Origin of the sequence: Streptomyces sp. CB01373 (assembly GCF_002803075.1) — a bacterium.
GTDB lineage: Bacteria > Actinomycetota > Actinomycetes > Streptomycetales > Streptomycetaceae > Streptomyces.
Window position 1 is genome coordinate 79,446 of record NZ_NNBK01000025.1, and the last position, 22,802, is coordinate 102,247.

21 protein-coding genes and 5 pseudogenes are annotated in these 22,802 nt (G+C 69.5%); 16 read left to right on the forward strand and 10 right to left on the reverse strand.

Annotated elements, in window-relative coordinates:
- Positions 1-154: 154 nt before the first annotated feature.
- Together CG719_RS32295 and CG719_RS32300 are read left to right on the forward strand one after the other, a co-directional pair.
- Entirely contained in the window at positions 155-1,549 is a 1,395-nt protein-coding gene (locus tag CG719_RS32295) for an NAD(P)/FAD-dependent oxidoreductase (protein WP_100572246.1), read from the forward strand.
- A gap of 75 nt (positions 1,550-1,624) precedes the next feature.
- Positions 1,625-2,077: pseudogene (locus tag CG719_RS32300) on the forward strand (transposase); the annotation flags it as partial.
- 45 nt (positions 2,078-2,122) lie between these two features.
- Here CG719_RS32300 and CG719_RS32305 read toward each other — a convergent pair.
- Both CG719_RS32305 and CG719_RS32310 read right to left on the reverse strand, forming a co-directional pair.
- Positions 2,123-3,108: pseudogene (locus CG719_RS32305) on the reverse strand (IS5 family transposase).
- Between the two features lie 187 nt (positions 3,109-3,295).
- Positions 3,296-4,081, reverse strand: coding sequence for an SDR family NAD(P)-dependent oxidoreductase (locus CG719_RS32310; protein WP_234375864.1), 786 nt, complete (start codon positions 4,079-4,081; stop codon positions 3,296-3,298).
- 313 nt (positions 4,082-4,394) lie between these two features.
- On the opposite strand from CG719_RS32310, the gene CG719_RS32315 reads away from it, so the two are divergent.
- On the forward strand, positions 4,395-5,093 hold the full coding sequence (locus CG719_RS32315; protein WP_234375865.1) for a hypothetical protein: 699 nt from the start codon (positions 4,395-4,397) through the stop codon (positions 5,091-5,093).
- A gap of 107 nt (positions 5,094-5,200) precedes the next feature.
- A complete protein-coding gene (locus tag CG719_RS32320) occupies positions 5,201-5,971 on the forward strand; it encodes a hypothetical protein (RefSeq protein WP_159025004.1) in 771 nt (256 codons plus the stop codon).
- Here the strand turns inward: CG719_RS32320 and CG719_RS32325 are convergent.
- Positions 5,911-7,149: pseudogene (locus CG719_RS32325) on the reverse strand (IS110 family transposase). The gene CG719_RS32320 and the pseudogene CG719_RS32325 overlap by 61 nt on opposite strands.
- Positions 7,150-7,739: 590 nt before the next feature.
- Between CG719_RS32325 and CG719_RS36005 the strand changes: the two are divergent.
- From CG719_RS36005 to CG719_RS32355, 4 genes are all read left to right on the forward strand, one after another.
- The gene (locus CG719_RS36005) at positions 7,740-8,273 is read left to right on the forward strand and encodes a hypothetical protein (protein ID WP_199836868.1); all 534 of its coding nucleotides are present in this window, start codon (positions 7,740-7,742) and stop codon (positions 8,271-8,273) included.
- A 619-nt stretch (positions 8,274-8,892) separates the two neighbouring features.
- Positions 8,893-9,123 (forward strand): hypothetical protein, encoded by a 231-nt coding sequence (locus CG719_RS32345; protein WP_100572249.1) that lies wholly within the window; start codon positions 8,893-8,895, stop codon positions 9,121-9,123.
- Entirely contained in the window at positions 9,120-9,494 is a 375-nt protein-coding gene (locus CG719_RS32350) for a fic family toxin-antitoxin system, toxin component (protein WP_100572250.1), read from the forward strand. The genes CG719_RS32345 and CG719_RS32350 overlap by 4 nt, the downstream gene beginning before the upstream one ends.
- A gap of 195 nt (positions 9,495-9,689) precedes the next feature.
- Positions 9,690-10,145, forward strand: coding sequence for an HTH domain-containing protein (locus CG719_RS32355; RefSeq protein WP_100572251.1), 456 nt, complete (start codon positions 9,690-9,692; stop codon positions 10,143-10,145).
- A 95-nt stretch (positions 10,146-10,240) separates the two neighbouring features.
- On the opposite strand, the pseudogene CG719_RS32360 reads toward CG719_RS32355, so the two are convergent.
- Positions 10,241-10,503: pseudogene (locus CG719_RS32360) on the reverse strand (transposase); the annotation flags it as partial.
- 265 nt (positions 10,504-10,768) lie between these two features.
- On the opposite strand from CG719_RS32360, the gene CG719_RS32365 reads away from it, so the two are divergent.
- From CG719_RS32365 to CG719_RS32385, 4 genes are all read left to right on the forward strand, one after another.
- On the forward strand, positions 10,769-11,566 hold the full coding sequence (locus CG719_RS32365; protein ID WP_324839231.1) for a JmjC domain-containing protein: 798 nt from the start codon (positions 10,769-10,771) through the stop codon (positions 11,564-11,566).
- On the forward strand, positions 11,563-12,465 hold the full coding sequence (locus tag CG719_RS32370; RefSeq protein WP_100572252.1) for an aldo/keto reductase: 903 nt from the start codon (positions 11,563-11,565) through the stop codon (positions 12,463-12,465). Before CG719_RS32365 ends, CG719_RS32370 begins: the two co-directional genes overlap by 4 nt.
- Positions 12,466-12,484: 19 nt before the next feature.
- On the forward strand, positions 12,485-13,279 hold the full coding sequence (locus tag CG719_RS32375) for a hypothetical protein (protein WP_234375867.1): 795 nt from the start codon (positions 12,485-12,487) through the stop codon (positions 13,277-13,279).
- A 650-nt stretch (positions 13,280-13,929) separates the two neighbouring features.
- Positions 13,930-14,133, forward strand: coding sequence for a cold-shock protein (locus tag CG719_RS32385; protein WP_100572255.1), 204 nt, complete (start codon positions 13,930-13,932; stop codon positions 14,131-14,133).
- Positions 14,134-14,772: 639 nt separating this feature from the next.
- Here CG719_RS32385 and CG719_RS37650 read toward each other — a convergent pair.
- On the reverse strand, positions 14,773-15,012 hold the full coding sequence (locus tag CG719_RS37650) for an LAETG motif-containing sortase-dependent surface protein (RefSeq protein ID WP_376492617.1): 240 nt from the start codon (positions 15,010-15,012) through the stop codon (positions 14,773-14,775).
- A pseudogene (locus tag CG719_RS32390) lies at positions 15,001-15,810 on the reverse strand (S1 family peptidase); the annotation flags it as partial. The pseudogene CG719_RS32390 and the gene CG719_RS37650, both read right to left, overlap by 12 nt.
- A gap of 481 nt (positions 15,811-16,291) precedes the next feature.
- Here CG719_RS32390 and CG719_RS36905 point away from each other — a divergent pair.
- Together CG719_RS36905 and CG719_RS32400 are read left to right on the forward strand one after the other, a co-directional pair.
- Positions 16,292-16,816 carry a terminase gpP N-terminus-related DNA-binding protein gene (locus CG719_RS36905; RefSeq protein WP_234375868.1) on the forward strand — a complete coding sequence of 175 codons (525 nt, stop codon included), beginning with the start codon at positions 16,292-16,294 and terminating at the stop codon, positions 16,814-16,816.
- A gap of 1,278 nt (positions 16,817-18,094) precedes the next feature.
- Positions 18,095-18,304: a hypothetical protein gene (locus tag CG719_RS32400; RefSeq protein WP_100572257.1), complete on the forward strand. Its 210-nt coding sequence runs from the start codon at positions 18,095-18,097 to the stop codon at positions 18,302-18,304.
- 361 nt (positions 18,305-18,665) lie between these two features.
- On the opposite strand, the gene CG719_RS37655 is transcribed toward CG719_RS32400, so the two are convergent.
- The 3 genes from CG719_RS37655 to CG719_RS32415 all read right to left on the reverse strand — a co-directional run bounded on the left by CG719_RS37655 (position 18,666) and on the right by CG719_RS32415 (position 21,247).
- Positions 18,666-19,238, reverse strand: coding sequence for an SsgA family sporulation/cell division regulator (locus CG719_RS37655; protein WP_100572258.1), 573 nt, complete (start codon positions 19,236-19,238; stop codon positions 18,666-18,668).
- Positions 19,210-19,632, reverse strand: a complete 423-nt coding sequence (locus CG719_RS32410; RefSeq protein WP_100572259.1) for a hypothetical protein — start codon at positions 19,630-19,632, stop codon at positions 19,210-19,212. The genes CG719_RS37655 and CG719_RS32410 overlap by 29 nt, the downstream gene beginning before the upstream one ends.
- Positions 19,633-20,257: 625 nt before the next feature.
- Positions 20,258-21,247, reverse strand: a complete 990-nt coding sequence (locus tag CG719_RS32415; protein WP_100572260.1) for a helix-turn-helix transcriptional regulator — start codon at positions 21,245-21,247, stop codon at positions 20,258-20,260.
- Between the two features lie 93 nt (positions 21,248-21,340).
- Between CG719_RS32415 and CG719_RS32420 the strand changes: the two genes are divergently transcribed.
- Complete coding sequence (locus tag CG719_RS32420; protein ID WP_100572261.1) at positions 21,341-21,739, forward strand: VOC family protein; 399 nt, start codon at positions 21,341-21,343, stop codon at positions 21,737-21,739.
- Between the two features lie 412 nt (positions 21,740-22,151).
- Here the strand turns inward: CG719_RS32420 and CG719_RS32425 are convergent, their stop codons facing one another.
- Positions 22,152-22,424 carry a hypothetical protein gene (locus CG719_RS32425; RefSeq protein WP_100572262.1) on the reverse strand — a complete coding sequence of 91 codons (273 nt, stop codon included), beginning with the start codon at positions 22,422-22,424 and terminating at the stop codon, positions 22,152-22,154.
- Positions 22,425-22,460: 36 nt separating this feature from the next.
- Between CG719_RS32425 and CG719_RS32430 the strand changes: the two genes are divergently transcribed.
- The gene (locus CG719_RS32430) at positions 22,461-22,676 is read left to right on the forward strand and encodes a hypothetical protein (protein WP_100572263.1); all 216 of its coding nucleotides are present in this window, start codon (positions 22,461-22,463) and stop codon (positions 22,674-22,676) included.
- Positions 22,677-22,802: the final 126 nt, after the last annotated feature.

The following is a 22,802-nucleotide window of genomic DNA, read 5'->3' on the forward strand; positions in this document are numbered from 1 at the left end:
CGGGCTGGGCGCAACGCTGCCGCGACACCGGGGGTGTCGACCTGGGTCCCGGAGTGAGCAGGCTTATGTCAACATCGTTGACACTTTTCTGGGGCGGGAGGTCTGATGGCCGGACCCCGGAGGCCAACCCCTCCCTGCACCCAAGGAGTCCTCCATGGATCCCGTCCGCGCGCTCAAGGACGCCGGCCCCACCCCGTTCTGGCTGGACGACCCCGGCCGCCCGCAGGCCACGTCGGCCCTGGTCGCCGACACAAGCTGCGATCTGCTCGTAGTGGGCGGCGGCTACAACGGCCTGTGGACCGCCCTGATCGCCAAGGAACGCGACCCCTCTCGCGACGTGGTCCTGATCGAAGGCGAGGAGATCGGCTGGGCTGCCTCCGGTCGCAACGGAGGTTTCTGCGAGTCCAGCCTCACCCACGGTCTGAGCAGCGGCATGGATCGCTGGCCCGGCGAGCTCGCCGAGCTGGAGCGGCTCGGCATGCGGAACCTTCAGGCGATCGAGGACACGATCAAGAAGTACGGCATCGACTGCGACTGGCGGCGAACCGGCTCTCTCAACGTGGCGACGGAGCCGTACCAGATCGACGACATGCACGAGTTCGCCGGGCTCGCCGCCCGCTACGGCTGCGAGCAGACCGTCCTGGACGCCGACCAGGTTCGCGCCGAGATCAACTCACCGACCTTCCTGGGCGCGCTCTGGGACAAGGACGGCACTGCGATGCTCAACCCCGCGCACCTCGCGTGGGGCCTCAAGCAGGCCTGTCTGGACCTCGGCGTACGCATCCACGAGCACACCTCGGCCACAGCCGTGGCGGAGGCCGGCCCGGGGATCGCGGTGCGGACCCCCTACGGCCGCGTCCTCGCGAACCGGGTAGCCCTTGCGACCAACGCCTTCCCTTCCCTCCTCAAGCGGCACCGCCTCTACACCGTGCCCGTGTACGACTACGCGCTGATGACCGAGCCATTGACGGACGAACAGCTCGCCTCCGTCGGCTGGCACAACCGGCAGGGATTCTCCGACGCCGCCAACCGGTTCCACTACGTGCGGCTCTCCGCCGACAACCGCATCCTGTGGGGCGGCTACGACGCCGTCTACCACTACCGGGGCCGAGTGCGCGCCGAGCACGACCAGCGGCCCGAAACCTTCGCCACCCTGGCTCGGCACTTCTTCTGGACCTTCCCGCAGCTGGAGGGGCTGAGCTTCACCCACGCCTGGGGCGGCGCGATCGACACCTGCACCCGCTTCTGCGCGTTCTTCGACACCACTCACCGGGGCCGGGTCGCCCATACGGCCGGATTCACCGGCCTGGGCGTGGGCGCGACCCGCTTCGCAGCCGAGGTGATGCTCGACCTGCTGGCCGGCGAGCGAACGGAGCGGACCGAACTGGAGATGGTGCGGCGCAAGCCCCTTCCGTTCCCGCCGGAACCGATCCGCTGGGCGGGAATCCAGGCCACCAGTCGGTCCCTCGCCCGCGCGGACGAGAACTCCGGACGGCGCAACCTCTGGCTCAAGACCCTCGACCGGCTCGGCCTCGGCTTCGACAGCTGACGTCCGCTCATCCAGGCGAGGCACAGGCGAGGCAAGGGTGCCCGCGGGGCCGGCCCCTCCCCGTCTCAGCGATGCCTATACCTGGTCTGCACGCCGACGGGCATGCCGATCATGTGGGCGCTGGCCAGCCCGAAGATCGGGGAACGCCAGGTCCTGGCCGCGATGCTCGAAATCGACGCCACGCTGGTCGCCCGGCGCGAGGGCATCCTGCTCATCTCGGACAAGGGCTTCGCGTCCAAGCCGTTCGAGAAGGACCTCAGCCAGCTCGGTATCGAGTTGCTGCGGCCCTCACTCAAGCGGGAGAAGAAGCGTTACGGAGAGCCGATGCTCAAGAAGGTCCGCCAGCTGATCGAGTCGGTCAATGACACCCTCAAGGGGCAGCTTGACCTGGAACAACATGGCGGACGGACCTTCGAGGGCGTCGCTGTCCGGGGCGCCCGGCGCCTCCTCGCGCTTGCCGCCAGCGTCTGGCACAACAACAAGATCGGCGCACCTGTCACCCGCTCACTGATCGCCCTCGATCACTGATCACATCGGACACACTCGTCTGGGGTCTGTGCCGAGTTGAGATCTTCAAGTGAGGCTGCGGAGCCAGATGACCGCGCCGCGTAGGTGGAGTCCGGCGAGGTAGCTGGCCGGGGTTTTGTCGTAGCGGGTGGCGAGCCCGCGCCACTCCTTGATCTTGTTGATGCAGCGTTCCACTGTGTTGCGGTCTCGGTAGAGCCCGGTGTCATGGGCGGGGGGTCGCCCGCCCCGGCGGCCCTTCTTCTTCCGGTTGGCTGCCTGGTCGGTCTTCTCCGGGATCACTGCCCGGATACTGCGTCTGCGCAGGTAGGCGCGGTTGGCGCGGGAGGAATACGCTTTGTCCGCGGCCACGGCGGCAGGGCGGGTGCGGGGCCGGCCGACCGGGCCCCGGACCTTGATGAGCTCCAGGACGGCAGTGAAACGAGGGCTGTCGGCGGCCTGGCCGGGGGTGAGGACGAAGGACAGCGGGCGGCAGCGGCGGTCTGCTGCCAGGTGCACCTTGCTGGTCAACCCGCCGCGTGAGCGCCCCAGTTCGGCGGCGCGGAGCCGGGCCTTGCGGCGTCGGCGCAGGCGCCGTCGCTCCTCGCGGACAGCATCCGCCTGCTCGTCCGGTTCGGCTACTTGGGCGTTCTGTCCCTTTGGCGAAGCCCCTTTTCCTCCGCGACGGCCTTCCCCAGGGCGTCGAGCAGCTCCGCGTCGACGGCCATCCCGGCGGCGTGATGGTGGGCCCGGGCCACGGTGGAGTCCACGCTCACCAGGTCGAGGTCCGCCTGACCGCGCGCGGCGGCCTCGGCGATCACCGCTTCCATCAGCGTCTGGAAGACCCCGGACCTGGCCCAGAGGTGGAACCGTCCATAGACGGTGGACCAGGGCCCGTACCGCTCGGGCATGTCGCGCCACGGACCGCCCGTGCGGAACCGCCACATCACGCCGTTGACGAGTCTGCACAGGTCAGGAATGGGACCGCGTTCGCCCAGCGGCAACAGCGGTTCGAACACGGTCCACTCATCGTTCGTGAGATCACCCCGGATCATCCCGCCTGTCTACCGCCCCGGCCCGGCCGGGACAGCGAAACAGCGAAACCCGCAATCTCAACTCAGCGCAGGCTCTGGTCTAGTGAGTGCGGAGCCTACGGGCGCCTTCCTGAGCCCGCTACGCACAGCCACAGGCCACCTGATGACCTCCGCTCTCAAGGTCGCATGCCGCGTCATCCCACCCCCTTTAGAAGAAGCCGCCGTCGATGGGCAGGGTGCGGCCTGTCATGTAGGCAGAGTCGTCGGAGGCGAGGAAGGCGTAGCCGGCGGCAATCTCCTCGGGTTGCGCCAGACGGCCGAGCGCGCCGTGCACTGCGGTCCACTGGTCCAGGGGCATGGTGTTCCTCAACTGGGGGTGCTGGTAGAGGGCGCCGGCTTCGGCGGCCATGTCGGTGGCGGTACCGCCGGGCGCGATGGCGTTGATGGTGATGTCGCGCTGGCCGAGTTCGGCGGACAGGTTGAGGACCATTGCTTCCACGGCTGCTTTGGATGCGGCGTACAGGGTGTGGTGGAACACTGCGTGGGATGCGCTGGTGGAGGAGGTGAGCACGATCCTGCCGCCTGCGCCCATGTGGGCGGCGGCGTACTGGGTGGCGAACAGCTGGCCGCGGGTGTTGATCGCGAAGACGCGGTCGAAGTCGGCTGGGGTGATGTTCTCCAGAGCGTCGAAGTGCTCGATGCCCGCGCAGGATGCCAGGACGTCGAGCTGTCCGAACTCGGCTACGGCCCGCTCGATCAGTGCCTTGGTCTGGTCGGGGTCGGCGACGTCGGCACGGAGTGCGAGGGCGCGGCGGCCGTCCGCGGTGAGTGCGGAGACGAGGGCCTGCGCCGCTTCCTGGTTGCTTCGGTAGCCGATCACGATGGCGGCACCCTCCACGGCCAGCCGCATGGCGACCGCAGCGCCGATGCCCCGGCTGCCGCCGGTCACCACGGCGACCTTGCCCTCGAAGCGTGAGCTGTGCACTGCTGTCATGAGGCGCCTTCCTTCCGCTGCGAGGATGTGTCGGTGGTCATGGGCCGGGTGCGCCGCCGTCGGCGCACCCGGCCCAGCACTCGCGGTCCGTGCGGTCCTCTGAAGCCGGTCATGGGATCACCCTCGCTTCGTCGGCCGCATGCCGCATCCCCAAGTCTGCGCGGCCTGGGGCCGTGGAGCGCATCTGCCACCCCGGAAAGCGACGCGGTCGAGATCCAGGCCCCGGGGTCTTCGCGACCAAGCTCCACGACGCACTGCTCGCGAGCCCCGAGACCCGCGACGAACTCGGCGCGGCACCCAGCACATCCTCGACGTGCTCGACGTCCTGCACCGCGACCGCCTCGCCCTGCGCATCCACGACGGCGCGTTCTCCGCCATGGACCTCACCGCCCGCCACCCGCGCACCGGAGAGCTCCTGTCCACCGTGAAGTTCATGGTGCAGACCCTCGCTGCTGCCGGCGAACTCCAGCGCGATCTCCAGCGCGAGCTGACGTACGACGGACTACGGGCTGCCGAGGCGAAGGGCAACAAGGGCGGACGCCGCCCGGCAGTCACGGCCGGGAAGACCGAGGGCGTGCGCGCCGCGTACCTGGAAGGCCAGTCCATCGCCGCCCTCGCCCGCGATCACAACGTCAGCCGCGGCGCCATCCGCACCGCCGTCGCGGACCTGCTGCCCGAGTACACGCCCGTCGACGCGGGCACCCCGGCCCCGGAGCTGTCGGTGGTCGTCGACATGCCGGGGAAGGTGGCCGACTTCCTCCGCGCCGCCGATCTGGCACCCGTCGAGCGCGCCGTGCTCGACCAAGGCGTGACCGTACGGCGCGGCCAGGGCTACACCTTGCGCATCACCGCTGTGCCCGCGATCCACCGCCGACTCCTCGACCTCTGCCAGGCCCTCGACGGCGCCGCGGCGGTCCCGACCCAGCGCAAGGCCCGCCGCGAGTCCGAGAACCGCGTCAATCTGCATGCCCCCACTACAGATCTCGGAAGTCAGTCACGCTCCGCTACATGACGGGTAGCGGCAGACACCTCACGATGCCAAGACGTCAAGTTGCCCGCGCCTTAACCGGGGGTGATCGGACAGTCGCGATCACCGGGCGCGAGAATAACGGCATGGTCATGGCACGACATTTGTATGCCTCCTCTCCTGTGGTCGACGGTCTGCCGCTGCTGGCGGAGCCGGAGTTCTGGGCCGCCCACCTGTTCGACCTGTACGGCGATGCACTGGTGGAGTCCTTCGGTGTTGACCCGGCGGACGTCGAGGGCATGCTGGAGCGCCTGTGCGACAAGGCCGCCTGGCCGATGTTCCGAATTCCGCTGGCGGGCGGACACAGCGTCCTCGTGCACTACAACAGCGGTGAGGAGTACACCTCCACCGACTACTTCGTCGTCCACCCCGACTGGTGGACGAATGACCTGGTCCTCGCCAGTACCGACGAGGATCGCATCGGCCCCGGCCTGTGTTGGGCCGAGCTCGTTGCTCTCCTTGACACCCCAGGGGACGGAGAAGGAGTGACCGACCCGCATGCCCGGCTGCTTCTTCTGCTGCCCGTGCTGGGCGACACGGACATCCCGGCCGAAGCAGTCACCCTGGTGAAGGACGCACTCATAGCCCACGGTGCCCCGGACGACTGCGGGCCCCTGGCCCGCCTTCTCCTCCAAGGACACCCGATGTGGGGAGTCGCCCCCTGGTCCTACGACGAGGACGAGCGCGCCTGGATCTGCGCAGGCGAAGACAGTCCCCGCGAAACGCCGCTGGGCGATCACCTCCCTGACACGCAGCGCGCGGCCCTGGAGGACTGCCTCACGCCGGTGGGCAGCTGCTCCGGTCAGGCGGCACTGGCTTCCGGCACCGGCGCGGCCACGGGGAATGCCCGGAATTCGTCATAGTTCTCGCCTTGTTGGAGGCAGTGGTAGAGCTGGCCGAGCATGCGGTTGAAGAGGTTTCTCTGGGCAGCTGCGTGTCAGTCTCCTTGCCCGCGTCGTCGCCGGTAGTGGGTCATGGCGCCGGGCGAGCCACGGAGGGCGGAGAAGGCCCACAGGTAGCCGGCGTGGTTGAGCCGGTCGTTCTTCACCCACCGCCGGGTGATGGCCGACTTCTTGCCAGAGGCCCTGGTGATGGGTGAGGAGCCGGCGTATGCCTTCAGCCCGCGGGCGTCGGCGAAGCGGGTGCGGTCGTCTCCGATTTCGGCGAGTACTCGAGTGCCGAGCTGAACGCCCAGACCGGGGAAGCTCACCAGGATCTCGGCGTCCGGGTGCCGAGGGAACTCCTCTTCCACCGCCTTGGCCAGGTCGTCGGCGGCTGTGCAGGCAGCTTCCAGTTGGATGAGGAGGGCGAGCATCTGCTTGCCGAGCGCATCTTCGACCAGCGGCGGCTGGTGAACCCACTCAGCGCGGAAGACATCGCGGAGACGGTCGGCTTCCTCCTCGATGCCACGCTTGCGGCCGGCGCGCTTGAGCGCGGCCTGGAGCTGCGTGCGGGTCAGCCGGGCGGCCCGAGCGGGGGTCGGTGCAGCCTTCAGAAGCTCGCGCGCCTCAGGACGGCACAGTCCATTGGCCCACTTTGCGAAGGCTTCCAGGACTGAGGGGTAGTACTCGCGCGGCAGGGAGCGGAGTTGGTTGGCGATCTGCTGCCGGTTCCACGTTGCGTCCTGCTGAGCCCGGGCGAGCACAGCGATGGCGCGGGCGACGTCCGAGTCCTGGGGCAGCGGGCGATGGGCGTGCATGTCGGTGCGGAGGATGTTCGCCAGGACCAGGGCGTCGCCAGGGTCGGACTTTTTGCGAGAGACGCTGTGGCGGTCACGGTAGCGGGCGGCGGACATCGGGTTGATCGCGAAGACCTTCCGGGTCCCGGTCCGTAGGACGGCGACCAGCAGGCCCCGGGACGTCTCGATCGCCACCGGGATCGGCTTGTCCTCACTGTCGCCGTACTCCCCGAGCAAGTCGAGAAGGATCTTGTAGCCGACCGCGTCGTCGGTGATATGGCGCTTGGCCAACAGTTGGCCGGAGTCATCGACAAGGGCGACGTCGTGCGCATTTTCGGCCCAGTCGATTCCACAGTAGATCAAGTTGGCTCCTCCCCTGAGCACTCGGCTTTGCACTGGTCACGAGCGCATGCGGGCCGCGCGTCACGCTAATCCCAGGCCTCAACCGGTCGACGGCTGGGCCGACACCTCACCAGTTGTTCGCGGCACCAGCGCACCACGCGGGCCTCGGCCTGAGCAGGAGCTCAGACGGCTCGCGCGCGGTAAGAGGTCTCCGTGTAGTGGGCTCGTCCCACAAACGCTAACGAGGAGCGGCAGTCAGGGTGGTGGCGTCCGCCCATGCAGTCGGGGACGCCGAAGGCCGCCGGTCTACGGCGAGGCGTTCGGTGCCGGCTATACGAAAGGCATCCCTTCGGCGTCCCCTCGGGCAGCCAGAGCTGACCAGGTGATCAGCAATGCTGCTCGAACAACACCGGGGCTCAACGGCTGTCCCACGGTGGCGTTAGCAACGGATTAGCTATACGAGTACAGGGCCGCGTACGCCGACGGCACCCTGGCCTACATCGCCTACCACACCGGCAACCCGACCGAGGCCGTAACCAAGGCGGCCCGCGCCCTGACCTACGGCGGGCTCGGCGACGTCGCCATACGACGCCTACAAGCCATCAAGGCCCGTGCACACGCACACCTCGGCGACGTCGTATCAGCCCGGCGCGCCATCCAACTCTCCACGGGACGGTGGACAGGACCGCTACGACGATCTCCACGACGAGATCGGTGGAGAGTTCACGTTCTCCCTTGAGCGACTGGCCATGTCCACCAGTACGACCGCGCTGCTCATGGGGGACGCGGAGCGGGCCGAAGCGGACGCCCAACGCGCCTTGGAACTCCTCGCGCAGCGGCCGCAGGAAGCCCAGTCCGCTCACGTGCGGGCGGGCGCGGCCGCCGACCTCGCGCACGCCCGCCTCCTGGCCGACGACGTGGACGGCGCAGCCGACGCCCTTGAGCTGGTCTGGGCTGTGCCCGCGGACCAGCGCAAGACCGGCATCGTCGTCAGGACGGCCCGTATCGCCCGGCACCTGACGCGCCCCGTCTACCACGGGGCGCCGCTTCCCACGACGCTGCGGGAACAGATCGAGGACTTCAACCGGGTGTCCCCGCCGCACCGTCTGGCCCCGCACGTGGGCCTCCTCGCCATCGAGAGCTGATCACAGCGAGGCGAGGATCTTCGCCTCCTTCTCAGGGGTGATCCCGTGCTCCGCCCACCTCGGGTGGTCCACGGGACGCCCGTCCGCCGCCCACCACCGCCACGTGCATCGCCCTGAAGAAGGCCAGCCGCTGCACCATCACCATCACCGGCGGCACCGAGTCCGGCCACAGCAACGGCGAGTACTCCCACGCCAAGCTACAAGCTCGACCTGCGCACCCCGCGACGAGGGCCGCTGCGTCACCAACTGGATCAAGACCACCCAGCGCAAGGGCAAGCCCCGCGGCAACGACACCCGCTGGCATGGCACCCTCAACGGCATCTCCCTCGAGTTCGTCTACGAGACCCCCGCAACGGCGGCATCCACTGGGACCTCACCTTCAAGTAGGCCCACCTCCTGCCCCACCAGCGGCCGCGCCTCCCTGCCCGCTCGCGGTCCGGCTCGTGGTAGTCCGACGCCGTGGTGCAGCAGCACCACGGCGTCGGTCGGCGGCTTCTCGGCAGCCTGGAGGACCGCCCCTGGGGCTGAGCTGTTGCCCCGTACCTTGCGGCTGGTATCCGCCTTCGGCAGATTGAGGAGCCACCTGTAGGCGCAGGGGGCCCGCTGCTACTCTGCCGACATGGCGAAGCGCAGCATCGAGGTACCGGTAGACGACGCCGCGTACGCGGCCCTTGCAGAAGAGGCCAAGCGCACTGGTCTCTCCGTGCCCGAGCTGGCCGGCCGGGTGCTCTCGAACGACGCCAACCGGCGCCGCTTCCTCACGGCCGCACAGGACTTCACCGAGGCGTGGGGGCCCGCTTTCGACGAGGAGTTCGGGCGGGCCGCCCAGCCGGACGGTGCCGCCGCGTGATCCTGCAGGTTGACCGGGCCTGGCTGCTGGACGTGGCGCACCAGCACCTGCGCCAGGACCCGGACGTGACCGACTACGGCAGTCTCGCGGCCGCCGTCGCCCGGCACGCCGACCAGGTGCTGGACGTCCCGGTGTATGCCGAGCCCCACCACCGGGCGGCGGCTCTCATGCAACTCCTGATCCAGGTCCCCGCGCTGGAGTTCCGCAACGAACTCTTCGCGTCCGTCGTCGCTGCGGCGTACCTCACCGCGTCCGGGCTGACGGTGACCGCCGAGCCGAAGGACGCCGTCGCCCTGGCCGCCCGGGTCCGCGACGGGCTCAGCGTCCGGGACCTGGCGCACGAGATCCGCCGCGGGTGGATCGCCGGATGATCGCAAGTCCCCGGCCTCCACGGGCCCGGTCGACAAGGGGTAGGCGCTGCGGTTCGCGGCCCCGCAGGCCCGGGTGGGGCCACCAAGCCATCGACGAAGACGCACCTCGAGCCGCGCTACCTGCACGGCCCTCCACTGTGGTTCGGCAAACCACGACTGGACCGGCTCGCCGCGCTTGCGGCAACGACCCCAGAGATGCTGCAGCGGACTCTGGCCGAGCCCGGATCAGACCTCGTCTTCGTCAGACCACTGCCCGATCAGAGTGAAACTGATCATGCGGAGGCCCAGCTCTGCTTCGAGATCCGGCGAGACGCCGCGGGGCGGGGCCTGACCATTCGCACCCTGGCCCAACGGCATAACGTTTCACGGCGGACCGTTCGACGCGCGCTCAGCGCTGTCGATCCACCCGCCCACGCGTTGACTCACCGGCGAACGACCGCTGTTGTCGACCCACTGCAAGCGCTCATCGATCCCATGCTGGAAGAGGGCATGATCGCTAAGGGGATCTGGATCAGCCTCGTCGATGAGTACGCCGTCACCGTCTCCATGAGCACACTCGTCCGCTATGCCGCGAAGTGGCGTCTCGATCGGGACCGGCACGGGCAAACGCGGCCGGTGTACTTCCCTCGCGACTCCCGCCGCGAGGCCTGACCTCGATCAAACCGTGACTGATCGGCGTAGTTGGCCGGCCTGTCCGACTACGTGCACACCGCGGGACGCAGCGGGGGGTGCCTCTATGTCTTTCGTCAAGCGAGCCGGGGGCTCCTGGGTTCGTAGAAGGTTCCGTCGCGGAGCATGGCGAAGAGGAGCTGATGCGGTGGCGGGCAAGGCGGAGGAGGGCCTGGGTGTGGGTTTTGCCGCAGGCTCGGCAGCGGTCGTAGTAGCCGCGGGAGGCGGGGTCGTGGAGGGCTGCGAACGCGGAGAGGAACATTGCGCGTTTCAGTTGACGGTTCCCGCCTCTGGGGGCGTGTTCGCCGTGGATCGACGTGCCGGACTGCTTCGTGGCCGGGGGGACGACCTCAATCAGATCCTGGTCGGCCACCGGCTTCAGCCGCCGCGCATGCGGCTGTCCCGCGACGGCGAGACGCTGCTGGTCGGCGGGTACACCGCCCCGGTGGCCACCGCGCCGGCACACTGTTTGGCACGGTCTGCACCCGGCCGAACTGCACGCCCGCCTGCAGGAGGGCGCCTCCCTCGCGCTGGACAGCGTCGACGAACTCCACCCGCCGATCGCACTTCTCGCCGAAGCGATCGAGCGTGACCTGCGCACCCGCGTGCAGGCGAACCTGTACGCGTCGTGGACCAGCACCGAGGGGTTCGGCGTTCATTGGGACGACCACGACACCGTCATCGTCCAGCTGGACGGCGCGAAGCGGTGGCGGATCTATGGCACGACGCGGGCCTACCCGCTGTACCGGGACATCGAGGACCCTGGCGAGGCGCCCGCCGAGCCTATTGCCGACCTGGTCCTGCGCCCCGGGGACGTGCTGTACGTGCCGCGCGGGGTGTGGCACGCGGTCTCCGCCGACCAGGGTGTGCGCTCCCTGCACGTCACCTGCGGCCTGCAGACCCACACGGCGACGGACCTGATGGCGTGGGTGTCCGAGCAGATGCTCACGCGCGAGGACTGGAGGCGCGACCTGCCGCTGCTCGCCGCGCTGGACGTCCAGGCCGACGTCGTGGACGGGATGCGCAAGCGGCTCGCCGAACTGCTGGAGGACCCGACGCTGCTCGCCCGCTACCGGGCTGCGATGGACGGCCAGGCCGTCGGCCGGATGGTGCCGAGCCTGCCGTACATCGACGGCATCCCGGCCGACCCGCACCTGCGGGTGCGGCTGACCACCGCCCGCGCCGTGCTGGACGTCGGCGAGGACGCGGTGACGCTGTCCGCCGCCGGCGCCGTGTACGAGTTCGCGCCCGAGGCGGAGGCGGTGCTGCGCCCGCTGGTCGACGGCCGCACCGTGGACCTGGCCACGCTCGCCGACGCGGTCGGCCTCGCCCTGGAGGACGTCGCCGGGCTGGTCCAGGAGCTCGTTGCCGGGCAGGCCGCCGTGGTAGGGATCCTGCTGTGACGGCACAGCTCGCTCTGGGCACCTATCGGTGCCAGGCGATCCCGGAGGCGGCTGCCCGCGCGGCCGCCTCCGGCGCGTGGATCGACACCGCCCCCAACTACGCCACCGGCCAGGCGCAAAATCTGCTGGCCCCGGCCCTGGCCGCCCACCCGTCCCTGAACGTCTCCACCAAGACGGGGTACCTCACGGCGGCCACCGGCACCGACGCCGTGAACGCCAGCGTCCTCACCGAGAACCAGGCCCGGGCCGGGCACAGCCTCGCCCCGGACTACGTGCGCTGGCAGACCGGCCGCAACCGCGCCCAGCCCGGGCGCGACCGACTGGACCTGGTCCTGCTCCACAATCCCGAGCGGGCGCAACCCGGCGACCGCTCCGCCCTGCATCAGGCGATGAGGGGCGCGTTCGAGGTCCTGGAGGAAGAGGTCGCGGCCGGGCACGTAGCCGGGTACGGGGTCGCCACCTGGGCAGGCCTGGAAGAGGAAACGTTCACGATGGGGGAGCTGCTCGCCCTGGCCGCTGAAGCCGCCGGCGGACAGCACCACCTGGTCGCGGTCCAACTCCCGGTCAGCCTGGTGATGATGACGCCGATCACGCAGGCCCTTCACGGCCGGGGACCGCTCCCGGCCGCCGCCGCGGGCCTGCGGGTGATGGCGTCGGCCCCGCTGCACGGCGGGGAACTGCCCGGCATGGTCGACCAGGAACTCGCCGACATCATCCGCCCGGGCCTGACCCCCGCACAGGCTTGCGTTCTGGCGGTCGCGTCATGCCCAGGAGTGACGCACGTCCTCATTGCCGCGTCCAGTGCGCCACACTGGGGGGAGGCGGTTGACGCCGTTGCGCAACCCTCCCTGACCGTCGCCCAGTTGCGGGAGATCACTGGTGTACTCGCCTCCTCCTGACCCGGACACTGAACAGCGCATGCGTGCCCATCAGGCCCGCGCCGCGAAGGCCCTGGACGTCCAGACCGAGCCGGGCGGGGAGCTCTGGGGATGGGCCGGGCGCACCCTGGGCGCCCCGGCCCGCACCGCCGCCGGCGCCCCGGCGTGGCTGCGGCTGGTGTCCGCCCCGGCGGGCAAGGCGTCGGGGAAGTTGTGGGAGGGTGCCCTGGACGCCCAGCACACCTTCGGCGATCTCGACGGGCACCGGCCCGCGCTCCTGGGCGTGCACGACGTGTTCGATGACGGGACCGCCTACCGGGCGGAGCTGTCTGTGCGCGTCGGCCAGCCGGTCCTGTCCGACGACCCGATCCTCCAGCACGACCTCCAGCTGCCCGGCTCCTGGTGGACCGACCTGTCGGAGGCGCTGGAAAAGGTGTCGGCAACGGCCACCGACCGTGTCGCCTTACGGCAGCAGTACATGGACCGGGCGATTCCCCAGTTCGTAGGCATCCCGGCGCCCGCCGTCACTTGCTGGACCACTGCCCACTCCGACCTGCACTGGGCGAACCTCACCGCACCCCTGCGGATTCTCGACTGGGAGGGCTGGGGCCGCGCTCTGGAAGGCTTCGACGCGGCCACCCTCTTCGCCTACACGCTGCTCCAGCCGGACACCACCATCCGCGTCCGCGACGTCTTCCCCGTCCTGGGCAGCCCGGCCGGCCTCGCCGCCGAAGCCACCGTGTGCGCCATGCTGCTCCAGACCGTAGCCCGCGGCGACAACCTCGCCCTCGAAGGCCAGCTCCGCACCTGGTCCGAGGAATTACGCCGCCGCTGAAAGGGCGGGGCAGCTCTCGCCGCGTACGCCCAGGAACCTCCACGTAGGGGCGCCCGAGCCACAGCACGTCCTGCAGTGGGTTGCCTTCCGACACAGGGAGTAGCCCGCTGTCGAGGATCGCCTCAGCAACTTGCCCCAGGCGGTCATCGGGGCAGGCTTGCAGACTGGCCGTCTGGCGCTGATGCTTGGTGTGGCCTTCCTCCCGAGGAGGCGGCGGGAGACGCAGACGCTCGCTCAGCTCGGACAGATCCCGGTGACCATAGCGCTGGTACAGGCCGGCGACCACGCCGTCGATCAGCTTCCGCAACCGCGGCACATCCATGCGCCCAGTCATCCACTGATGATGAGACAGGCCAGGGCACGATTCCAGACGCTGCCAGGCCCTCACACTACGGGGAGAAGGGAATGGCCGTTGGCGCAGTGGCGGCCGGTCGTCGTCCCACGGATGATGTTGCCTTCGTGGTTCTTTGTGGCCGAGCTCCACCAGCCGGTGTACCGTCGTGATCAGCAGTCGTGGTTCCGAAGTCCCGTTCGCCCGTGATCGCAATCGCGGGCGTTTTTGCTGTTCAACGCCTCTCCGGACCAGGGCGATCACCTCCGGATCCCGCACGGTGCGGGACCCGATACGAGTCCCCTCAAAGGAGACAGGCATGGCCAAGGGCACTGTGAAGTGGTTCAACGCGGAAAAGGGCTTCGGCTTCATCGAACAGGACGGCGGCGGCCCGGACGTCTTCGCCCACTACTCGAACATCGCCGCCCAGGGCTTCCGCGAGCTCCAGGAGGGCCAGAAGGTCGAGTTCGACGTTACGCAGGGTCAGAAGGGCCCGCAGGCGGAGAACATCCGCGCCCTGTAAAGCCGGACACACAAGAGGCCCCAGCCGGGATGCAAGCTCCCCCACCGGCTGGGGCCTCTTCGGCCCTACCCGCCCCCGATGGTAGGAGGTTTCCGATGCCCCGCTGTTGAGGGAGCCTCAGGAAGAACGCACACGACCGGGTGATTGCCGAGAACACCCCGGGCCCTCAATTCGTCAAGGTCGGACAGACGGACTGAGGGAAGGACGTCGAACGCCACGTACGTCGCCGGCTATTGGGCGGTGAGCTCCCGGGCCCGGCGGGGGCGTGACAGTGCGCGGGACTGCGCCGGACGCTCGCGTTGCTGGCGTGCACCGCCGGCTGCGTCCGCTCAAAGGCCACCGCGCGCTCCCGCCGGTCACCACTACGCAGATTTCGACCAGAACAGTTGGCGTGCAAGCCTGTTTGGACGTCGTGCCCGTACGATGCATGCCCGGCGAGCGGGCGCACCAGATGCCGCGAGGGTGCCGGCCGTGCTCACTCCGTCCGCGCGGGGGTCCGGGTCTGTCAGTTGGCCGTCGTCGGCGTCCGCGCGATATCCACCTCGCCGGCTTAAACAGGGCGGATGAGGGTGGGCAGGACGCGGCAATGGGCAGCGGCCCCCTGGTCAGGGGGCCGCTTTTGGGCTGCGGCGGTTTCGCTTAGGCGGCGCGGCGGGTCTTGCGGCGGCGTACTGCGACGGCGGTGCCGGCACCGGCGACGACCAGCGTGGCGGCCATACCGGCGATTGCGGCGGTGTTGTCGTGCGTACCGGTTTCGGCGAGGTCGGAGCCCATGGCCGCAGTCGACAGGGCGCCGTCGGTCTTCAGGGTGCTGTTGGTCTTCAGGCCGTGGTGGTTCTTCGGGGCGTGGTGGTTCTTCACGGCGTGGTTGGTCTTCATGGTCTTGTTGATCCAGTCCGCGTAGGCGTGTGCGTTGGTGTAGAGGCCAGGGCCCTCCGAGCACGGCACCTTCGGGGCACCGGGCCCGGAGGTGACGCCGATCAGCTCCCAGCGGCCGTTCCGGCCCTTCTGGACCTGCGGCCCGCCGGAGTCCCCGAAGCACGCCATGGCCTTGGGCACGGTGGTGATGGTGCACAGCCGGGTCGGGCCCGCGTAGCCCGGCGCGCACTCGGACTCAGCGCCCCTGCGGGTGTTCAGCTCCTGCAGCCGGTCCGGGAACTTGAGCTCGGTGTCGACGGTGGTGCCGAAGCCCAGGAGCCGGGTCGGCGTGCCAGGGCGCCCCACATGCTCGGCGATCTTGATGGGGTGCTGGGCGACCGGGCGGTCCAGGCGTATCAGCGCGAGGTCGTTGTTGTTGGCGGCCTTGCCCTCGCCGTTCACATAGCCGGGGTGGACGAAGATCCGGTCGATCTTTCGGACAGTGCCGCCGGACTTGCGGTGGTCGCTGCCGACGCGCACGATGCCGTCCAGCTCCAGGCCGTCACCCTTCACGCAGTGGGCCGCCGTCAGTACCCACTGCTGATCGATCAGCGACGCCCCGCAGGTTCCGTCGTTCAGACCGAGCGTGGGGGCCGACTCGGGGACGGTCGCCATGAACGGGTAGTGCTCGGTGGAGTTCGATCCGTTGACGATGGCTGAGGCGCTGCCGGCCATGACAGTGGCGCAGGCCGCAGCTGCGAGAACGCCGACGGCAGCGGTGCGGGCGGTACGGCGGCGCAGTGGCTTGAAGCTGAACACAAAGAGTTCCTTTTTTGCTCGGTGGATCCGTACGCATTTGCTCGGTGGATCCGTGCGCATTCAGCCTCGTTGTTTCGACGCCTGCCAGACCATCCGGGAAACAGGCCAGTCGATGGTATGGCCCTCTTCCCCTCCGTACTGGGGAAAACCCGAGGCCCGGAGTGTGGCTGCCCGGCATGACGGCGACGGCGGTCACCGCGGCCACGACCGCGACTATCACGAACTCCCGCCGTCGCCACAACACGCGGAAATACCTTGCAAGGGCGGCCGGAGAAGACCCCCGGAGGAAGCCACCGATCTGAGAGCCAAGACGCAGACGTACGTGCTACGCGTTGATGGCGCTATTTGAAAATCCCGACCCGGTGCTGGGGAGTGGGGCAAACCTGCTGAGTTGATTTCCCCACCCTTCGTGCGATCTCGGTGTGGTGGGTGCGACGGCAAGCCTGCGTGGGCAACGGGTCAGGCCTCTTCGGGAGGCTGGGTGCTCACGTGGGAGGAAGACGTGGACGCGCACGCGCTGCGTCGCCAGGGCTGGACGATCTCCGCGATCGCCAGACACCTGGGACGCGACCGTAAGACGATCCGTGCCTACCTGAACGGCGAGCGCGCCCCGCGGCAGCGCCGCCAGGCTCCAGATACGTCTTTTCCCTTCTTGGACTACTGCCGTCAACGCCTGGCGGACGACCCGCACTTGTGGGCGTTCACCCTGTTCGACGAGGTGGTCCAACTCGGCTACCGCGGCGCCTATTCGACGTTCACCGGGGCGCTTCGCCGCTACGAGGTCCGGCCGTACTGCGAGCCCTGCCATACGTCGCAGGGCCGGGACCGCGCGGTGATCGAGCACCCGCCGGGCGAGGAGGTCCAGTTCGACTGGGTCGAGCTGCCCGATCCACCCGCGGGCTGGGGCATCGGCGGACACGCGCACCTGCTGGTCGGGGCGCTCGCGCATTCGGGCCGGTGGCGGGCGGTGCTGGCGGAGTCGGAGGACTTCCCGCACCTGGTCTAGGTCCCCGACCAGGTGCTGCGCAAGCTCGGCGGCACCGCCAGACGGTGGCGGTTCGACCGGATGGCGACCGTCTGTTACCCCTCCAGTGGCCAGGTCACCCCGACGTTCGCGGGGGTCGCGAAGCTCTACGGCGTCCAGGTGGCGATCTGCCCGCCGCGGGGGAAAAACCGCAAGGGCGGCCTGCACATCGCCACGGCGGGGAAGGCCGTCGTCGCCCGGCACCGGCTCGCGCCGCGCCAGGCCGGGCGGACGGTCCGCGACGCGGGTCATGTGATTGCGCTGGAGCGGGCGGTTCTCGCGCAGGTCAGTGACCGGGCCCCGTGCAAGACCAAGACCCGCCGCCCGCTGTCGCCCCAGGCGCTCGCTGAGGCCGAGCTGCCGGTCAGGCCACACGCCGGTCCCAGGCCCGGACCCGCTTGGTCTCTTCGCCGGAACGGAACTGCGGGCGCCAGTGCCCCCACTGGGCAGCCTGAGTCACGTCGCCTCCGATAACTGCGCGGCCGACACGGCCAGTTCGTGCATGCGCTCCTCCAAGCGGCAGAGGGACGGGGCAGTAGATCACCCTAGGGCCCTGAAAATCGAACGTGGCGCTCCGCGGCCTCTTCCGCCGGCGGACCTGACCGGGAAAGCCGAAAGGGCCCTCGGGCAAGCCTCCCCGAACGAGTGCTCGCCCAGCCGTCCTGTGAGCGCGAACAGCCCGACCGCGGCGAAGGAGGAACGGGTGTGCAGCTTCGAGACGGGACCAGACGGTCGTACGACGCGACGTGCACTGCTCTGGCCGCGTGTGGAGCGAGCACGCATTGCGTGTCGTCCGTCGACACGAGCGAGGCCCTGGTGGCTGCCTGTCCGCCGGGAGCCGAGACCCGCCCTGTACGTCAAGGCCCGTGCGGACGGCGACCGTGCGGTGCGCACCGAGGCGTTCGACGCGATGGCGAGTGGCGTGTGGGAGCTGGCGGCCGCGGTGTGGCAGGAGACCGAGCTGCTGCTGTGGAAGCCGCCGACGGCGTGGTTCAGCGTCAACGCCTTCTACACAATCGGCGGGCTGCGGAACTGGTACGTGAACTTAGAGCACCCCCACCGCTCGGACCGGCGATGGGTTCGACACCCTCGACCTCACCGTAGACCTGGTCGTCGACCCCGACCTGACCAGCTGGCAGTGGCACGACGGGACCAAGGTCGAGGGCATTCTCGCCGCCGTCGGCAGCGCCGCCGCCAACTCGACCGCCGCCCGCCTAGGCCGGGCCCGCCAAGCCCGCTGGGCGAGCCACGGGCGGCGCCATGACTGCCGCGTTCGGCGCCCTCGCCGCCGTAGCCGGCGCCGTAGGCACAACCGCCGCCGCGGGCGCCTCGTCCATCAGGTCGGCGGCCGACCTGGGCTGCGAGGGCATCGGCCTTGCCCGCGAGGGGGTCCAGGAGGCCGGGGCCTACGGCGAGCGCCGCCACGAACGGAAGATGCACGCCGCCGGGAGCGGTGGCGACGAGGGCTGACCCCAGACCGAACACGACGAGGCACCCCCGAGGAGCCGCTCGAATCGGCTCCCGCCGGGGCGCCGTCGTGTCCGGGGCCGCCCGACGGCGGCCCCGGAACGCCCCCCTCGCGCGACGGGAGGGTGGGCCGGTCGTCGGCCGTCGGAAGTTGGGCGACCGGGGGGGGGGAGTAACCGGCGGCAGCGAGTGTTACTGGTATCAGTAACGGTCCCGGCCGGGGGCGGCCTGGGATCAGTTCGTGGGGATCGGGCCCGTCGTTTGGCTCCGCCCGCCCAGGGTGGTGAACAGCTCCGGATACCGCCGCTTGAGCCGGGCGTAGGCCCTGAGTCGTGCGTTTCGTCGGCGTTGCTGCATGTTCATCTCAGGCCGCCCCATCCAGGAGCCGTGACAATTCGGCGTCCATATCTAGACCGGAGACCTCCTGGCCGACCGGCACCAAGTGGTACGTCCGCCCCAGCCACTGCGCGACCACTGGGAGGGGAGCGGTGAGCCAAGCGGTCCCGTGCGGAGAGGACAGAGCAAGGTTCAGCTCGGCATCGGGCCCGGAACCGACCGGCCAGACGTGCACATTGCCTTGCCCGGTGGGCCGGTTGAGGGCCTCTGTCAGCGTGTCACGGGCCAAGGCCCAGCTGACTTGATGGACGGTGCCGGTCTGGAAGACGATGATCGCGGCAAACGGGTCTTGGGTGGCGTATGCAGACGAGTTGGCACCGCGAGGCGCTTGCCGGACGGAAGTACCAGCTCCATGTGCAACGTCTGGTCTACGTGATAGTGCATGGCTCGGATTGCTCCTCGAGAGCCTGGGCCGGTCGGCGCACTGCCACACCAACGGCCGCGGTGCGCGGAGGCCCAGAGGCGGGCCGGGCCGACGCGCTAAAAGCTGGCCCGGTGCCCGCCTTGGGCGGTCAGTTGAAGATGCGGTGGTCGAAGCCACGGTCGTGGCTGCTCACGGAGTGCCATGCGCCGTTGTTCTTCACGTAGAACCAATGTCCGTCGTAGCGGTACTGCCGACCGTGGTCGTTGCAGTACCAGCCGCTGCCGATCCGCACCCACTTGCGGTGGCCGTCCCAGCGAATGTCGTGACGGTCGTGGTGGCCGCCCCAGCGAATGTCGTCACGGTCGTGGTGGCCGTTCCAACGAGTGTCGCGATGGTCGTGGTGGTCGCCGTACTGGGTCCGGTCCGAGGAGTGGTACGCCACAACCGCGGTGTGGTCGGCTACCTCTGCCGGCGCAGCCGAGGCGGTGCCGCCCACTGTCAGGAGGGCGCCCGCGGCGACTGCGAGTGCCGCTGCCGAGGTGGCGAACCGCCGCCCGAAGTTGTGCTTCATGATCGTTCTCCTTGCTGTGCTCCGGAGCTCTGGATTGAGGCTCCGCTTGGCGGGTATGGGTGCCATGCATCCCTGCGAAGGGTGGGCTCCCGTACCCCGCTGTCGAGCGCCGGTTCCCGGCGTCGGCGGCCTGTCGCGCTCCCGCCCGAGCGGGCGAGAGGCGCAGGGATAGGGGATTTTTCAGCGGGTCACTTCGTTCTGACTTGAAGCTGTACGCAGAGGGTTTCTTTTTGCTCGGTGGATCCCCGTACGCATTCAGCATCGTTGTTTCGATGCCTGCCAGACCATCCGGGAAACAGGTCAACCGATGGTATGGCCCTCTTCCCCTCCGTACTGGGGAAAGCCCGTGGCCCGGAGTGTGGCTGCCCGGCGAAGGACTTCGCAAGGGCCGGAGAAGACCCCCGGAGAAAGCCACCGAGGCGCTGTAAGCGCCCGGCCCATTCGAGGCCATGTCCAGGGATGAGGAAGACTTCTGGGCCTTTCGCCGAGTTCACACGGCGGCTCCCCAAAGAGCGACGCGGGGCCCGCAGTCTCTTTCAGGGCCTCGATGGGCCGGGGTGGGCCTGGCGGTGCTCCGCATCACTGCCCATTAGGTGTGCCGTCTCATGACATTGGTTCCTCGCGGTCAGGCTTGGCGGGCGCAGGACGTGAGGCGATCGGCGAGCGCGGTGACGAGGTCGCGCAGTTCATCGGGGCGCTCGATGACGAACGGCCGGTCGAGTGAGGCGAGTACCGGAGGCAACCAGTCGAGCCGCTCCACCCGCAGCTCGACGCGCAGCCAGTGCTCGGTCGCCCGGTCCTCGCCTGCCACGGGCGCGTACTCCTCCAGGCTCGCCACGCTGGCGGGAAGGTGGGCGCGGATCTGCCCAACCGTCCCGTGGATCCGCAAGGTCACCTCATGCCGGTACTCGGCCGTGGCGAACCCTGACAACACACGCTGTGCCGGACCGGGACCCACGGGTGCTTCGAATGAGCCGGGCAAGGTCCTCGCGTCTGCGATGCGATCGAGCCGGAAGGTTCGGTCCTCGCCGATCTGGGCGTCCTTGCCCGTGATGTACCACCGGCCCGCATGGGCGACGATCCCGTACGCGTGCAGCGTGCGTTCGCTGCGCCGTCCGTCGCGGTCGGTGTAGCGGATCGAGACCGGTCGGCGGTGGCGCACCGCATCGGCGATGGTGAGCAGGACCCCAGCGTCCGGGGTGTCGAACTCGCCGGGCTGATCCGTGAAGGCGAGAGCTTCCAGGAGTGTGTCGAGCCGACGGGCGATGTGCTTGGGCAGCACCCGTCGGATCTTCGCCGATGCCGTCTCGCTTGCCGTGTGCTCCGTCGTCGTCAGCCCTGCTCGGCGGCCTGCGACCAGGCCGAGCAGCACGGCCAGCGCCTCGTCGTCGCTGAGCATGAGCGGAGGCAAGCGGTACCCGGGAGCGAGCCGGTACCCGCCGTAGCGGCCGCGCACCGATTCCACGGGCACGTCCAGGTCGATCAGCTGGTCCACATACCGCCGCACGGTGCGCCCTTGGACGCCGAGCCGGTCGGCGAGTTCGGCCACCGTCCGGGTGCCGCCCGACTGCAGCAGCTCCAGGAGTGTCAGCACGCGGCCGGTGGGTCGAGGCATGTTCGCAGCCTAACGCGAATACAGGACCGATTCTGTCCACTATTTCTCCTAGCCTGCGACGTGCACGCCTCCAGCACAACCAAGGAGATCCCCATGGACTTCGTCTCGATCCGCATCATCACCAGCGACGTAGCGCGCCTCGTCGAGTTCTACGAGCGAGCCACAGGGGCGCGGGCGACGTGGGCCACCGAAGACTTCGCCGAACTCACGACCGGTGGCGCCACCCTCGCGATCGCCGGCACCCGCACCGTCCCGCTGTTCGCCCCGGGCTCTGCCCGCCCGGCGGACAACCACAGCGTGATCACCGAGTTCCTCGTCGACGACGTGGACCGCGTTCACCAGAACCTGACCGGCTTCGTCACCGACTTCGTCAACGAGCCCACCACGATGCCCTGGGGCAACCGGTCGCTGCTGCTCCGCGACCCCGACGGCAACCTCGTCAACTTCTTCACCCCCGTCGCCCCAGCGGCCATCGAAAAGTTCGCACGCTGACGCCACGCACAGCCGCACACGCGGGAGCCCCGAGATCCGAGGGCTCCCGATGAACGCGGCCCCCGATTCCAGGAGCTCACCAGCAGGGCACATCGGAACGCACCGCTGACCCCCGAAGGACGTCTGCGCTTGGGGCCTGCGGGTTGATGCCGGACGTCCGATCGCACACGTCGCTGCGGAAGCAGGCGCCGCCGGTCGATGATGCGTTGCGCGCCGCTGGGCTCGGGGACCAGGCTGAAGTCCAGGCCCAGGGCGAGGATCACGTTGGTTCAGACCCCGGCGAGGCACCCGCACTAGTCGTCGCGGCCGATGAGGGACCCGCGTGTTTCTGAGCCCCAGATTCCACCGGCGTCGGCGGTCGAGGGCCGCAGCCAGCCGGTCCTGCTGCTGCCACGTCCCACGAACCCGGTCTTCACCGTCCGGGCGACCTCCCGGTTCCTTCCCCGGTCGCGGTGACCGGGCTTGCAGGGGGTGTGCCACTGCTGGCGCCGCTCCGCTTCTGATACTCGCCCTGGGCGAGGCGGCACACCGGGCAGCGTGACGCCTCGCGCACGGCTTCCTGCTCGGCGCGCTTGGCCGCCTTCTCCCGGGCGCGGCGCTCGCGCTGGCAGGTGTCGAGGTCGTCGAGGTTGGCCAGGGCCCGGTGGAGGGTCTCGCGGCCGGAGCGCCGGAAGCACCACCGCACCGGGCGAGCGGGCCGTACTGCTGGAGCAGCTTCAGCGTGGTCACGGTGATCGGGACGGCGCGGCTGCACTCAGTGGAGTGGCGGCCGTTCGTCGCCTTCCGGCCAGCGGGCCGCGGGCGGGAAAGCGGTTGGCCCGGCACGGGCGAAGGCAGCGACGCGGTCGAGAGCGTCGAGGCCGACGGAGACGTCGGAGCAGACGCTGTCCACGATCCGCCGCAGCAGCAGGGCGTGATGAATCGCATGAGCTTGTGACCTGCTCGTCGACGCTGCGGGCGGCAGCGATGTACTGCCCGCCGCCGGCAGGCGGCGCGCAGCGCCCCGCGGCTAGAAGGTGATCTTGACCTTGAGCGCCTCGCGCGCATCCATCGCCTTGTAACC

Excerpts from the sequence above, each read along its gene's own strand:
- CG719_RS32420 (WP_100572261.1), top strand. The coding sequence starts at position 21,341 with ATGGACTTCGTCTCGATCCGCATCATCACCAGCGACGTAGCGCGCCTC.
- CG719_RS32320 (WP_159025004.1), top strand. The coding sequence starts at position 5,201 with ATGGCACGACATTTGTATGCCTCCTCTCCTGTGGTCGACGGTCTGCCG.
- CG719_RS32355 (WP_100572251.1), top strand. The coding sequence starts at position 9,690 with ATGCTGCAGCGGACTCTGGCCGAGCCCGGATCAGACCTCGTCTTCGTC.
- CG719_RS32345 (WP_100572249.1), top strand. The coding sequence starts at position 8,893 with ATGGCGAAGCGCAGCATCGAGGTACCGGTAGACGACGCCGCGTACGCG.
- CG719_RS37650 (WP_376492617.1), bottom strand. The coding sequence starts at position 15,012 with ATGAAGACCAACCACGCCGTGAAGAACCACCACGCCCCGAAGAACCAC.
- CG719_RS32375 (WP_234375867.1), top strand. The coding sequence starts at position 12,485 with ATGCGTGCCCATCAGGCCCGCGCCGCGAAGGCCCTGGACGTCCAGACC.
- CG719_RS32295 (WP_100572246.1), top strand. The coding sequence starts at position 155 with ATGGATCCCGTCCGCGCGCTCAAGGACGCCGGCCCCACCCCGTTCTGG.
- CG719_RS32310 (WP_234375864.1), bottom strand. The coding sequence starts at position 4,081 with ATGACAGCAGTGCACAGCTCACGCTTCGAGGGCAAGGTCGCCGTGGTG.
- CG719_RS32385 (WP_100572255.1), top strand. The coding sequence starts at position 13,930 with ATGGCCAAGGGCACTGTGAAGTGGTTCAACGCGGAAAAGGGCTTCGGC.
- CG719_RS32400 (WP_100572257.1), top strand. The coding sequence starts at position 18,095 with ATGACTGCCGCGTTCGGCGCCCTCGCCGCCGTAGCCGGCGCCGTAGGC.
- CG719_RS32410 (WP_100572259.1), bottom strand. The coding sequence starts at position 19,632 with ATGAAGCACAACTTCGGGCGGCGGTTCGCCACCTCGGCAGCGGCACTC.
- CG719_RS32415 (WP_100572260.1), bottom strand. The coding sequence starts at position 21,247 with ATGCCTCGACCCACCGGCCGCGTGCTGACACTCCTGGAGCTGCTGCAG.